General features: G+C 62.3%; 12 protein-coding genes and 1 other RNA gene. 5 read left to right on the top strand and 8 right to left on the bottom strand.

Annotation, left to right across the window (positions count from 1 at the left end):
* Positions 1-51: 51 nt before the first annotated feature.
* Both carA and dapB read right to left on the bottom strand, forming a co-directional pair.
* Entirely contained in the window at positions 52-1,197 is a 1,146-nt protein-coding gene (gene carA, locus CLAM6_RS00800; protein WP_192839084.1) for a glutamine-hydrolyzing carbamoyl-phosphate synthase small subunit, read from the bottom strand.
* A 601-nt stretch (positions 1,198-1,798) separates the two neighbouring features.
* Positions 1,799-2,605, bottom strand: coding sequence for a 4-hydroxy-tetrahydrodipicolinate reductase (dapB, locus tag CLAM6_RS00795; protein WP_153635062.1), 807 nt, complete (start codon positions 2,603-2,605; stop codon positions 1,799-1,801).
* 211 nt (positions 2,606-2,816) lie between these two features.
* On the opposite strand from dapB, the gene CLAM6_RS00790 reads away from it, so the two are divergent.
* A complete protein-coding gene (locus CLAM6_RS00790; protein ID WP_153635061.1) occupies positions 2,817-3,845 on the top strand; it encodes an esterase-like activity of phytase family protein in 1,029 nt (342 codons plus the stop codon).
* A 175-nt stretch (positions 3,846-4,020) separates the two neighbouring features.
* Here CLAM6_RS00790 and dnaJ read toward each other — a convergent pair whose 3' ends face one another.
* From dnaJ to grpE, 3 genes are all read right to left on the bottom strand, one after another.
* Positions 4,021-5,172 carry a molecular chaperone DnaJ gene (gene dnaJ, locus CLAM6_RS00785; protein ID WP_043333362.1) on the bottom strand — a complete coding sequence of 384 codons (1,152 nt, stop codon included), beginning with the start codon at positions 5,170-5,172 and terminating at the stop codon, positions 4,021-4,023.
* Positions 5,173-5,341: 169 nt separating this feature from the next.
* Positions 5,342-7,264 (bottom strand): molecular chaperone DnaK, encoded by a 1,923-nt coding sequence (dnaK, locus tag CLAM6_RS00780; protein WP_043333360.1) that lies wholly within the window; start codon positions 7,262-7,264, stop codon positions 5,342-5,344.
* 202 nt (positions 7,265-7,466) lie between these two features.
* A complete protein-coding gene (gene grpE, locus CLAM6_RS00775; protein ID WP_043333357.1) occupies positions 7,467-8,090 on the bottom strand; it encodes a nucleotide exchange factor GrpE in 624 nt (207 codons plus the stop codon).
* Between the two features lie 377 nt (positions 8,091-8,467).
* Between grpE and recN the strand changes: the two genes are divergently transcribed.
* Positions 8,468-10,138, top strand: coding sequence for a DNA repair protein RecN (gene recN, locus CLAM6_RS00770; RefSeq protein ID WP_153635060.1), 1,671 nt, complete (start codon positions 8,468-8,470; stop codon positions 10,136-10,138).
* 206 nt (positions 10,139-10,344) lie between these two features.
* Here recN and fur read toward each other — a convergent pair whose 3' ends face one another.
* Positions 10,345-10,767, bottom strand: coding sequence for a ferric iron uptake transcriptional regulator (fur, locus tag CLAM6_RS00765; protein WP_043333352.1), 423 nt, complete (start codon positions 10,765-10,767; stop codon positions 10,345-10,347).
* A 78-nt stretch (positions 10,768-10,845) separates the two neighbouring features.
* On the opposite strand from fur, the gene CLAM6_RS00760 reads away from it, so the two are divergent.
* A complete protein-coding gene (locus tag CLAM6_RS00760; RefSeq protein ID WP_052384519.1) occupies positions 10,846-11,274 on the top strand; it encodes an outer membrane protein assembly factor BamE in 429 nt (142 codons plus the stop codon).
* A gap of 92 nt (positions 11,275-11,366) precedes the next feature.
* Here CLAM6_RS00760 and CLAM6_RS00755 read toward each other — a convergent pair whose 3' ends face one another.
* Both CLAM6_RS00755 and CLAM6_RS00750 read right to left on the bottom strand, forming a co-directional pair.
* Complete coding sequence (locus tag CLAM6_RS00755; protein WP_043333350.1) at positions 11,367-11,678, bottom strand: RnfH family protein; 312 nt, start codon at positions 11,676-11,678, stop codon at positions 11,367-11,369.
* Positions 11,679-11,765: 87 nt separating this feature from the next.
* A complete protein-coding gene (locus CLAM6_RS00750) occupies positions 11,766-12,203 on the bottom strand; it encodes a type II toxin-antitoxin system RatA family toxin (protein WP_043333347.1) in 438 nt (145 codons plus the stop codon).
* A 162-nt stretch (positions 12,204-12,365) separates the two neighbouring features.
* Here CLAM6_RS00750 and smpB point away from each other — a divergent pair, with 162 nt between their 5' ends.
* Together smpB and ssrA are read left to right on the top strand one after the other, a co-directional pair.
* A complete protein-coding gene (gene smpB, locus CLAM6_RS00745; protein WP_043333345.1) occupies positions 12,366-12,842 on the top strand; it encodes an SsrA-binding protein SmpB in 477 nt (158 codons plus the stop codon).
* Between the two features lie 135 nt (positions 12,843-12,977).
* Positions 12,978-13,332, top strand: a transfer-messenger RNA (tmRNA) gene (gene ssrA / locus CLAM6_RS00740).
* The last annotated feature ends 73 nt before the right edge of the window (positions 13,333-13,405 follow it).

Here is a 13,405-nt window from a genome sequence, read left to right as displayed (position 1 = left end):
ATCTGGTGACTGAACTCAACGATGGATCAGGCCCTCGGGCCTGCGCTCGGCTCAGCGTCGCGCGCGCATCATCTCGATGAAACGATCGAACAGCGGGGCGACGTCCTGCGGGCCGGGACTGGCTTCCGGGTGACCCTGGAAGCTGAAGGCCGGGCGGTCGGTGCGCTCGATGCCCTGCAGGCTACCGTCAAACAGCGACTTGTGGGTCGCGCGCAGGCTGCTCGGCATGCCCGCTTCATCCACTGCGAAGCCATGGTTCTGGCTGGTGATCATCACCACACCGCTGTCGAGGTCCTGCACCGGGTGGTTGGCACCATGGTGACCGTGGCCCATCTTGACCGTGGTCGCGCCGGAGGCCAGTGCCAGCAGCTGGTGACCCAGGCAGATGCCGAAGACCGGCGTGTCGGTCTCGAGCACTTCACGAATCGCGGTGATGGCGTAGTCGCAGGGCTCGGGGTCGCCCGGGCCGTTGGACAGGAAGACGCCATCCGGATTGAGCGCCAGCACCTCGGCGGCAGGCGTCTGCGCCGGCACGACGGTCAGGCGGCAGCCGCGGGAGGCCAGCATGCGCAGGATGTTGTGCTTGACGCCGTAGTCGTAGGCGACCACGTGGAAGGGACGCTCGGACTCACGGGTATCGGCGTAGCCTTCGCCCAGTGTCCATTCGCCTTCGTGCCACTCGAACTGCTCGCTGCAGGAGGCTTCCTTGGCCAGGTCCATGCCCTTCAGACCCGGGAAGGCGCGTGCCGCTTCCAGCGCGCGTTCGACGGCGTCATCACCCTGGGCATCTTCACCGGCGAGGATGGCACCGTTCAGGGAGCCCTTCTCGCGCAGGATGCGCGTCAGGCGACGCGTGTCGATGTCAGCGATGCCGACGACGTTCTCGTCGCGCAGATACTGATCGAGGGAGCGAGTGGAACGGAAGTTGCTGGCCAGCAGCGGGAGGTCGCGGATGACCAGGCCGGCGGCTGCGACGCTGTCGGACTCGGTGTCCTCGTCGTTGATGCCGGTATTGCCGATGTGCGGATACGTCAGAGTGACGATCTGTCGGGTGTAGGAGGGATCGGTCAGGATTTCCTGGTAGCCGGTCATGGCAGTGTTGAACACTACCTCGCCGCTGGTCTGCCCATCAGCACCGATGGCGCTGCCGTGAAATACACTGCCGTCTTCCAAGGCCAGTATCGCGGGTTTGATCAACGCAACGTCCTCCCCATAGTGTCCACTTTCCTGCCCGGAATCCGCGGTCGAACACCGGACATGCTGCTTGATTATCGTACTCGGCATTCGCCGAGCCTGTGTCCCGCTGCCGACTTCTGCCAGGTGCCTGTCACTGGACAGACGCGCGCCAGAAGCGGCAAATTCAGGTTGCAAAAAAGCGGGACGAAACCGAAAAATCAGGTTTCATCCCGCTTGTTATCATTCTTCGGAATGCTGCTGGCCCGAGCGCTGCCAAAACGGCAACCAATAGGGCGGCCAAGAACGTGGCCAAATTGGGTAGAGATTACCGGAATCCTTGAGTGCTGACCACCCCGCGCATGCCCCGCCAACAGGCGACAAGGCCCACGATACGGTCGTTTCGTCGCCGCGGCCAGCTTGCTGAAACCCTTGGCCGAGCCGGGACACTGCACAGCGCTTGTAAAGCGACGCAGTCCAGCGGCGCAAGGCGGCCAGAATGACTCACGCGTGCGCCGCATCCTGCCCACCGAGACAGCTTTCAAGAAATTCTCCTGAATGTCGCCAGACTGTCATCTCAGCGCCAGGCTCTCCATTCCGCTCCCCACTTTGCTCTCTACTTCGCTCACTTGAGCCCCAGCACATCCTGCATGTCATAGCGGCCGACTTCGCGCCCTGACAGCCATTCGGCCGCGCGTGCCGCGCCCTTGGCGAAGGTCATGCGGCTCGACGCCTTGTGGGTGATCTCGATGCGCTCGCCTTCGGTGGCGAACATCACGGTGTGCTCACCGACGATGTCACCGGCACGCACGGTGGCGAAGCCGATTTCCTTGTCGGTACGCGGGCCGCACTGACCTTCACGCGCGAAGACACCATGGGTGGCGAGATCACGTCCGATGGAATGTGCCACGGCCTCGCCCATCGCCAGCGCCGTACCGGAGGGAGCATCGACCTTGTGGCGGTGGTGCGCCTCGATGATCTCGATGTCGTAGCCGGCATCGCCCAGGGCACGCGCGGCGGTTTCCAGCAGCTTGAGGGTCAGGTTGACGCCGGAGCTCATGTTGGCCGCGAACACGAAGGGCACGCTGTCACGGTAGCCATCCAGCTGCTCGAGCTGCTCCGGCGTGAAACCGGTCGTGCCAATCACCATGCGCTTGCCGTGCTCGGCGCACAGCGCCAGGTTGGCCAGCGTCACCTGCGGTGCGGTGAAATCGATCACCACATCGAAGTCATCCACCACGGCAGCCAGACTGTCGCTGGCGACCACGCCCAGACGACTCTGACCGGCCAGCTCACCGATGTCGACGCCCGCCAGGGAGCTGCCGGATTCGACGATGCCCGCCGCCAGCGTCAGACCTTCCACTGCACCGACGGCCTCGACCAACGTGCGTCCCATGCGTCCGGCGACGCCCATGATTGCGATACGGGTCATGCTGACTCCTGCCTGTTGTGGGTCTTGAGGGTGACAGCCCGCGAGCATGCCCCGAGCGTGCCACCTATGCTGTTGCCACGAGTATATCAGCCACCTGCAGCGTTGGCTGACGTCATGTATTTGTGTCGGTTACGCGCTAGAGTAGCCTCGTACCAGGTTGTCTCCTGTTGATCGTCATTTTTCTCATCACCGCTCAGTCTCCGGAGTCAGCATGCCTGCACGCCAATCCCCCGCCTCGCGCCGCTGGCGCATGCTCCAGACCCTCTCTGTCACCACGGCGCTCGCCGGCCTGTTGAGCGCCTGCGGCGTTCACCCGCGCCCCTACACGCTGGCATCGCCGGAACAGAAGAGCGAGTTCCCGGAAATCCAGTGGTGCGGCACGCTCAGGCTGCCGGGCAAATGGCTGGATGACACCCCCGTAGGTGGCCTGTCGGACATCGGCTGGGACCAGGACGAGTCACTGCTGTATGCCGTGTCGGACCGCGGCTGGCTGCATCGCCTGCGGCTCGCCTTCCGTCACGGTGAGCTGGTCGGGGCCAAGGCGCTCAACACCTACACCCTACGCGACGAGACCGATGTCTCGCTGCGCGGCGCCCTCAGTGATGCCGAGGGCCTGCAGCTGCTGCGCGCGAACAATGACCGCCGCGGCGACTCCCGCCTGGTGATCAGCTTCGAGCAGCAGCCACGCGTCGAGCACTTCCTGCCCAGCGGCCTGGCCGTCAGCGAGCCCTTCACCCCGATGGGCGCGCGTGGCGCGGCGCCCAACAACGGCATGGAAGCCCTGACCCTGCACCCGGAATACGGCATGCTCGCCGGACTGGAAGCCACGCCGGAGGGCATGAGCGAGGGCATGACGCGCATCTTCAGCCTCGACGACAAGCACGAGTGGAGCTACCCGTTGGCCAGCGACACCGGCTCGAGCCTGACCGCGATGGAGATGCTGCCCGACGGTGACATGCTGATGCTAGAGCGCGCCTTCTCACCGCCCTTCCCGCTGGTGATCAGCCTGCGCCGCGCGCATCTCGGCGAGCCCGGCACCCAGGCCGAGGTGCGCACCCTGGCACGCCTGTCGAGCGGCGATGGCTGGTCGCTGGACAACTTCGAAGGGCTGACGCATCTGGAAGGCAATCGCTTCCTGATGATCTCGGATGACAACTTCAGCAGCTTCCAGACCACGCTGCTGAGCTGCTTTGCCGTCATCGAGCCCGAGGCCTTCACGGCTGAATCGGCGCCGGAGTAGCCATGCCCCGGGCTGTGCTACTGGACTGAGCTACCAGAATGAGTCACCGGACTGAATTGCCTGGCTGAGCCACCGAGCCTGAAACGCGAGAGCCCCGCACTCGACAAGTCGAGTGCGGGGCTCTCTGGCATGAAGGCCATCCACGGGACTGGCCCGCAGACGGCAAGGCGAATGCCTAGGGCTTCATGTCTTCGAAGAACTTCTTCACGCCATCGAAGAAGCTGTTCTCCTTCGGTGAATGGCTCTTGCCGGTATCACCAAGGCTCTGCTGGAACTGACGCAGCAGCTCCTTCTGCTCTTCATTCAGGCTGACCGGAGTCTCGATGACCACCTTGCACAGCAGGTCCCCGGCGGGGCCGCCGCGCACCGGCTTGACGCCCTTGCCGCGCAGACGGAACAGCTTGCCGGTCTGGGTCTCGGCCGGAATCTTAAGCACGACACGTCCGTCGAGGGTCGGCACGTTGAGCTCACCGCCCAGCGCCGCATCGACAAAGCTGATCGGCACTTCACACTGCAGGTGACGACCATCGCGCTTGAAGATCTCGTGCTCGCGCAGGTTGACCTGCACATACAGATCACCTGATGGCCCGCCATTGACACCACCCTCGCCTTCGCCGTTCAGGCGGATGCGGTCGCCGGTGTCGACGCCCGGCGGAATCTTGACCGAGAGGGTCTTGGATTCCTGGACGCGACCTTCGCCGTGACACTTGCGACACGGCACGCTGATCTTCTCGCCACGACCGTGGCAGGTCGGACACGCCTGCTCGACCGCGAAGAAGCCCTGCTGCATGCGCACCTTGCCCATGCCATTGCAGGTCGGGCAGGTTTCCTTGCTGGAACCCGGCTCGGCACCATCGCCATCGCAGTGGCCACAGGCCGCCAGACGCGGCACGCGGATATCGACCGTGGTACCGGCAACTGCCGATTCCAGATCGAGATCCAGGTTGTAACGCAGGTCGCTACCGCGCTGCGGAGCGTTCGGGTTGCGACGACCACCGCCGCCACCGAAGATGTCACCGAAGACATCGCCGAACACATCGCCGAAGCCGCCGGCACCACCACCGCCAAAGCCGCCGCCACCGAAGCCACCGCCGCCCTGACCATCGACACCGGCATGACCGAACTGGTCATAGGCGGCGCGCTTGTCAGCATCGGACAGCACTTCGTAGGCTTCAGAGACTTCACGGAACTTCTCGGCCGAAGTTTCATCATCCGGGTTGCGGTCCGGGTGATGCTTCTGGGCCAGGCGTCGGTACGCCTTCTTGATGTCCTTGGTGTCGGCGCCACGCTCGACACCAAGCACTTCGTAATAATCACGCTTGGACATGGATCAGGTCCGCCTGGATTGCTGGCAGCCTGAGGCTGCCGGTCTGTTCTGGAATGCCGGTTGTCACCGGTGGCTCGCGGCTAGCGCAAGGCGCCACCGATGCAAACGACAACGCGGGACACCTTCACAAGGCTCCCGCGCTGTCATCAGACGTCGTTCAAGAAATCCCTCAGGACTTCTTGTCGTCGTTGACTTCCTCGTACTCGGCGTCAACCACGTCGTCGTCCTGCTTCTTGCCAGCCTGACCTTCGGCAGCCTGCTCACCCTGGGCGCCCTGCTCGGCGTAGAGCTTCTGCGCCAGGTTGCCGGACGCTTCGGTCAGTGCATCCAGCTTGGCCTGGATCGCATCCTTGTCGTCGCCTTTCAGGGCTTCTTCCAGCTCGGAAATGGCCGTCTCGATGGCTTCCTTCTCGCTGGCTTCGGCCTTGTCACCGGCTTCGGTCAGGGTCTTCTTGGTCGCGTGAATCATGCCGTCGGCCTGATTGCGCAGCTGGACCATTTCCTCGAACTTCTTGTCTTCGTCGGCGTTGGCTTCCGCGTCACGCACCATCTGTTCGATCTCGTCGTCGGACAGGCCGCCGGAAGACTTGATGACGATGGACTGTTCCTTGCCGGTCGCCTTGTCCTTGGCGGACACGTTCAGGATACCGTTGGCATCCAGATCGAAGGCGACTTCGATCTGCGGCACACCGCGCGGTGCCGGCGGAATGTCGGCCAGGTCGAAGCGACCCAGAGACTTGTTCTGCGCGGCCTGCTTGCGCTCACCCTGCAGGACGTGGATGGTCACCGCGCCCTGGTTGTCGTCAGCGGTGGAGAACACCTGGGACTTCTTGGTCGGGATGGTGGTGTTCTTCTCGATCAGCGGCGTCAGCACGCCACCCATGGTCTCGATACCGAGGGTCAGCGGCGTCACGTCCAGCAGCAGCACGTCCTTGACGTCGCCGCCCAGCACGCCGCCCTGGATGCCGGCGCCGACGGCGACCGCTTCATCCGGGTTGACGTCCTTGCGGGCTTCCTTGCCGAAGAACTCGGCCACCTTGGACTGCACCAGCGGCATGCGGGTCTGACCACCGACCAGGATGACGTCGTCGATCTCGGAGGCGGACAGGCCGGCGTCGGACAGCGCGGTCTGGCACGGCTTCAAGGAGCGTGCGACCAGGTCGTCGACCAGAGACTCGAGCTTGGAACGGGTCACCTTGACGTTCAGGTGCTTCGGACCGGTGTTGTCAGCCGTGATGTACGGCAGGTTCACGTCGGTCTGCTGAGCGCTGGACAGCTCGATCTTGGCCTTCTCGGCGGCTTCCTTCAGACGCTGCATGGCGAGGTTGTCGCCGGACAGATCGATACCGCTGTCTGCCTTGAACTGGTCAACCAGGTAGTTGATCAGGTGCATGTCGAAATCTTCACCACCCAGGAAGGTGTCGCCGTTGGTGGCGAGCACTTCGAACTGGGTCTCACCGTCGACGTCGGCGACTTCGATGATGGAGATATCGAAGGTACCGCCGCCCAGGTCGTAGACCGCGATGGTCTTGTCACCACGAGACTTGTCCATGCCGTAGGCGAGGGCTGCGGCAGTCGGCTCGTTGATGATGCGCTTGACGTCGAGACCCGCGATGCGGCCGGCGTCCTTGGTCGCCTGACGCTGGGAATCGTTGAAGTAGGCCGGCACGGTGATGACGGCTTCGGTGACTTCTTCACCGAGGTAGTCTTCCGCGGTCTTCTTCATCTTCTTGAGGATTTCCGCACTGATCTGCGGCGGTGCCATCTTCTTGTCTTTCACCTGCACCCAGGCGTCGCCGTTATCAGCTTCGACAATCTTGTACGGCACCATCTTGATGTCTTTCTGAACCACATCATCCTTGAACTTGCGACCGATCAGGCGCTTGACCGCGAAGAGGGTGTTCTCCGGGTTGGTCACTGCCTGACGCTTGGCCGACTGGCCGACCAGAATCTCGTTGTCGTCGGTGTAAGCGATGATGGACGGTGTGGTGCGACCGCCTTCAGCGTTTTCGATGACCTTGGTTTTCTCGCCGTCGAGCACTGCCACACAGGAGTTGGTAGTACCCAAGTCAATACCGATGATGCGTCCCATAATCGTATACCTCGAATCTGTTGCTAGCCTGAAAGATAAGTCTGGATGTCGGCACCTTGTGTCGGTGCCTGAACTTGTTTCTCTAGATGGGGTCGCGTGTCAGGGTTTCAAGACCCGGCCGGGCAAATTTTCCCGGCCGGATCGCCCTGAGCCCCCACAGGGCGCGATCCAACGCCTATCGGGCGTCGGGAGCGCGCAGGCCTCAGGAGGCCTTGCTGACTGCCACCATCGCCGGACGCACCAGGCGGCCATTGAGGGTGTAACCCTTCTGCATCACGTCGATGACGCTGTTCGGCTCCGCGTCCGGGGACGGCACCATGGCGACAGCCTGATGGTATTCCGGATCGAAGGGCTCGCCGTGCGGATCCAGCTGCTCGACGCCTGACTTGTTCAGGGCATCCAGCTGCATTTTCAAGGTCATCTCGATGCCTTCGACGTGGGTCTTGGCCGCTTCGTCACCCGACATGGATTCCAGCGCCTTCTCGAGGGAATCCACCACCGGCAGCATTTCCTTGACGAACTTCTCCAGCGCGAACTTGCGCGCCTTCTCGGCGTCCTGCTCGGCACGACGGCGCGCGTTCTGCGCATCGGCAGCCGCACGCAGCGCCTGGTCCTTGGCTTCCTTGACGGCCTGCTCAAGCTCTTCGACCTGAGCGGCCAGCATCTCGGCTTCCGGGTTGTCCACCAGAGAGCCTTCGGCGCCGGTATCGTCGGCATCCAGTACGTTGTCGATCACTTCACCTTCCGGCGTTTCCGGCTGCGGCTCGGCATCGCGAGCGGCACGCTGAAGCTCTTCATCCATCGGGGTCTGCGGGTCCTGAGCCATGCTGATCTCCTGCGGGCCGGCGTCTATGCGCCATTGCCCTGATTCGTGGCCTGCTGAGCTTGTCGCGAAGCATCACGCGTACTGGCTGACAGACAGGCCATGAGTTGCCTTGAGAGGCAGCAAGGCCAGGCCATTGCTGCCGACTGAAAGTGTCAGTGCCTCTATATGGGGACAGCACATCGCTTCTCAAGCCTTGCCGCAGGCTTTTCTCCCCACTGAGCCCGGCATGGATTGAAGGCCACCCGAACGTGCTGTATAAAAAGCCATGTTCACTGTATAAACATACTGTATGGCGACACCGTAGCCCGCCCATCGAGTCCGGGTCCGCTGATGTTCCCCCCAGCACGGCGTACGTCAAAGCCCCCTCGGAGGTAGTCATGCTGCTGCAACTCGCCATCCAAGATTTTGCCATCGTCGAAACGCTGGAACTCGATTTCCGCCGCGGCATGACCGCCATCACCGGCGAGACCGGTGCCGGCAAGTCCATCCTGCTCGGCGCCCTTGGCCTGTGCCTGGGCGAGCGTGCTGATGCCGGCAGCGTGCGCCATGGCGCCGACCGCGCCGACCTCATCGCGCGTTTCGATATCAGTGAGCTTGGCGACGCCCGTCAGTGGCTGGATGAGCGCGAACTGGGCAGCGACGACTGCCTGCTGCGTCGCGTCATCACCGCCAGCGGCCGCTCCAAGGCCTGGATCAACGGCACGCCCTGCACCATCGCCGACCTGCGCGAGCTGGGCGAGCACCTGATCGACATCCACTCCCAGCACGCCCATCACTCCCTGCTCAAGGAAGAGACGCATCTGCGTCAGCTCGACGAATATGCGGGCCTGGAGACTCAGGCTGCCCAGTTGCGCGAGGACTTCCGTCACTGGCAGGAGGCGCATCGTCGCCTCAAGCGCATGAGCAATGATGGCGATGAGGTGCGTGCACGTCGACAGCTGCTGCGCTATCAGGTCGAGGAGCTCGATGAACTGGCGCTGTGCGAAGGGGAGCTGGAAGCCCTGGAACAGGAGCAGGAAACGCTGGCCAATGCCGAGCAGATTCTGGCCGAGGCGCAGTCCGCCGCCGAGTGCTGTGATCACGACGAAGAAGGTGCGCTGTCACGCCTCAACCAGGCCCTGGCACGTCTGGCGCATCTGCCGGGCAACGAGCATGGCTCACTGGCCAGTGCGCTGGGCATGCTCGAGGAAGCGCGCATCCAGATAGAAGAAGCGGCGCGTGAACTGCATCGCTTCGTGGAAGTCACCGAACTCGATCCCGAGCGTCTGGCCTTCGTCGATGAGCGCCTGAGCCGCATTCACCAGATCGCACGCAAGCATCATGTGATGCCGGACGAGCTGCATGGCCTTCATCAGCGCCTGAGCGAAGAACTCGACGGCCTGGGTGGCGATGAGGAGGCCATCGAAGCCTTGCGCGAAGAAGTGGCTCAGCGTCGCGAGGCCTGGAAGGGGCTGGCGAGTGAGGTGAGCGCCAAACGCGCCATCGCCGCCCCGCAACTGGCCAGCGACATCCAGGACCAGCTGGCCTTCCTCGGCATGGGCAAGGCCACCTTCGAGGTCGCCATCGAGGCGCGGGAGCGCCCGCAGCCGGAAGGTATGGAGCGTATCCACTTCCGCATCAGCGCCAACCCGGGCCAGCCGCCACGTGCGCTGGCCAAGGTCGCCTCCGGCGGCGAACTCTCGCGCGTATCACTGGCGATCCAGGTCGTGGCCGCCAGTCGCTCGACCATTCCAAGCTTGGTCTTCGATGAAGTCGATGTCGGCATCTCCGGCGCGACCGCCGAGATCGTCGGCCAGCTGCTGCGTCGACTGGGTGACAAGGGCCAGGTGCTGACCGTCACTCACCTGCCGCAGGTCGCCGCACAGGCGCATCAGCACCTGCATATAGAGAAGCAGGCCGAGAAGGACACGACCCGCACGCATATGGCGCTGCTGGATGAAAGCGGCCGCGTGCGCGAGCTGGCACGCATGCTGGGCGGCATTCATCTCTCCGAGCAGACCCTCGCCCATGCCCGCGAGATGCTCGGCGCTGCCGACAGCCGCCACTGAGCGCTGTCGTCAAAGTCGCCGTCGCCGTTCATGCACTGCCAGCGACGTCCATTCGTCCAATGACGCTCCTCAACAAGACGAACGCCAGAGTCATGGATCGAGGAAACATGAACGCCAGATACACGAACGGCCGCCCCTGAGGGCGGCCGTTCGTGTATCTGGCCGGAGAAGGCTCTCCGGCCACGTCATCCCTGACGCAACCCGCGTCAGCTATCGCTCTTGTCGCCCTTGGGGCGCACGTAGAGCACTAGCGCATGCTCGACCAGCTCATAGCCGTGCTCCTCGACGATCTCGCGCTGACGGCGCTCGATCTCGGGATCACAGAACTCTATGATCTCGCCGCTGTCCAGACATACCATGTGGTCATGGTGTTCTTCCTGGGACAGTTCGAAGACGGCGTGACCGCCATCGAAGTTGTGACGCATCACCAGTCCCGCTGTTTCAAACTGGGTGAGCACACGATAAACCGTCGCCAGACCGACATCTTCGCCAGCCTCAAGCAACGCCTTGTACACGTCCTCGGCACTCAGGTGTCGATCCGTCGATTTCTCGAGGATCTGCAGGATCTTGACTCGCGGTAGGGTTACCTTGAGTCCCGCCTTGCGCAGTTCATGGTTCTGATCGGCCATGCTGGGGTACTCTTCGCAGTCGCTTGATGTATCAGGTATGATCGGCCAAGGCAAAACGATAGGGAATCTTCAGGGCAAATGCAAAACTTGATCAAAACAGTCGCCTTTTGCAGCGCCCTGTCGCTGCTCACCGGGTGCAGCTACTTCAGCGTCTACAAGCGCGACCTTCCTCAGGGCAACCTGATCAAGCCGGAAATGGTCGAGCAATTGAAGCCGGGCATGAGCCGCGAACAGGTCATCTACGTGATGGGCTCACCGCTGCTGACCGCCCCCTTCAGTGAGGATAGCTGGGACTACGTCTATCGCCTCAAGAAAGCGGATGGCGAAATCATCAACAAGCGCGTGACGTTGACCTTCGCAGGCGATTCACTCTCCAACATCGACAAGAGCGGCGACATCGACCAGGAAACCGTCATCGTGCCGGACCTGGACATCGATCCTCGCGCGGCACAGCCTAACCGTGCTGAACCCAAGGCAGGCGCAGCCGACCTGCCTGAAGAGCGCTGATCACTGTCCTCTTCACTCAGTGACAAGCCAGAACAACAGCGGGGCACCTTGAAAGGTGCCCCGCTGTTTTTGATTCTCGCCTGTATCTCGTCTTACTGAGCGGCGCGAGCGGCCTTGTCGGCGCGCCGCTTGCGTGCAAGCTTGGGGTCGGTGATCAAGGCGCGATAGACCTCGACTCGATCCCCGGCGTCCAGCACATGCTCATCGGGCTTGCGCAGCGCCTTGCCGAAGATGCCCAGGTCCGCCTCGAGAAACACCTCGGCGGCAATCGTCGGAAAGTGCTGCTCCAGACGTGCCATGCGCACGGCCTCGCGCGCCGTGGTGCCGGGGGCGACCGCCAGCGAGACGATCTTCTGCTTGTCGGGCAGCGCATAGGCCACCTCGACCGTGATTCTGTCTGTCATGTCTGCTCCTTTGCTCTCGCCACCTTTATATACCACCTGTGCGATATATCACCTGCGCGGCGTTTCACCCTGGCCAACGGCCAGGTGTCAGCGCTGGGTATAGATCTGGTCAGCGCGGCGCGTGAAGGCCTCGACCATCTGAGCGGCGACCTGACTGAACAGCTTGCCGAACGCCATGCCCAGCAGGCGGTTGCTGAACTCGAAGTCCATCTCGAGCGAGACCTTGCAGGCGTCTTCGCCCAGCGGCGTGAACAGCCAGGTCCCCTGCAGACGCTTGAAGGGGCCATCGACCAGGTTCAGCTCTATCCGCTCGGGGGCATACAGGTCATTGCGCGTGACGAAGCTCTGCTGCATGCCTGCCTTGGACAGGGTAAGCCTGCCCTTGAGATGGTCCTCATCACGTTCCAGCAATTCCGCGTTGCTGCAGCCGGACAGGAATTCGGGATAACGCTCGAAATCATTGACCAGATCGAACATTGCCCGGGCCGAATGCCGCACCAGGGCAGACCGGTTGACCGTAGGCATCTAGCTCTCCGCTGACTTGGATACGCAGCATGCGTATCATGAACAATGGGCCGGCGCATGAAGTGCCGTCTGGCCTTGAATGGTAACACGCCTCCCCCCATCCAGAAGGATGTGCCATATCCACACTGGATGACGGCAGGCGCACACGACAAATGAGGCAACATGGGCAAGAAAAAGAAACCCGAACAGGGCGGCAATCTGATCGCCCAGAACAAGAAGGCACGCCACGAGTACCACATCGAGGAAACCTTCGAAGCGGGTCTGGTACTGGCAGGCTGGGAAGTGAAGGCGCTGCGCGCAGGCAAGGGCCAGCTGACCGATACCTATATCGTGATCAAGAATGCCGAAGCCTGGCTGCTGGGCTGCCACATCCACCCGTTGGAAACCGCCAACACCCACGCGGTGGCGGACCCGCAGCGCACGCGCAAGCTGCTGTTGCACAAGAAGCAGATCGCACGCATCTTCTCGCGCACCCAGGACAAGGGCCACACCTGTGTGCCGGTCAAGCTGTACTGGAAGAATGCGATCGTGAAGTGCGAGATCGCGCTGGTGGAAGGCAAGAAGCTGCACGACAAGCGCGCCACCGAGAAAGACCGTGACTGGAACCGTCAGAAAGCCCGTATCCTGCGCGACCGCTGAGGGCAGCGTGAGGGAGCTCACGCCAGCAAGCTACTGTCAGGTCAGAAATTTTCCTGAACGCTTGAACTGGCGTAGCACAGTCCCCACCTGTTATGATGAAGACGTAGCAACGCAGTAAAGTGGTAACACTGTTATGGGGGCGTTCTGGCATTCGACGCTGGTGGCAAACCCTGAGGTGCATGCCGAGATCGTAACGTATCTCGTAAATAAAACGTTGCAAATATATAGTCGCAAACGACGACAACTACGCTCTAGCTGCATAAGCTGCTCATGATACCGTTGCGCCTGTTCAAGGTGGATTGAGAACGAGCCCGTATAAACAGGATCGTCTTGGCCGACGTCTCTAAGGTCGAGATTAAAACTCAGAGAATCGCATTGCTGTAGCCTGTTCATTGGCGGCAGTCGTGTTAAATCAAATAATGAAACTAAGCATGTAGAGCCGAAGGCGGAGTGCCGGCGGACACGGGTTCGACTCCCGTCGCCTCCACCATATCCGTGACAGAAAGGCCTCCCTTCGGGGAGGCCTTTCTGTTTGTGGGCGATCTGTTCTGGCTGGGGCTTTC

The organism is Cobetia sp. AM6 (genome assembly GCF_009617955.1).
In the GTDB taxonomy this organism is placed as follows: Bacteria; Pseudomonadota; Gammaproteobacteria; order Pseudomonadales; family Halomonadaceae; genus Cobetia; species Cobetia amphilecti.
This window is presented reverse-complemented; position numbering and strand designations above follow the sequence as displayed.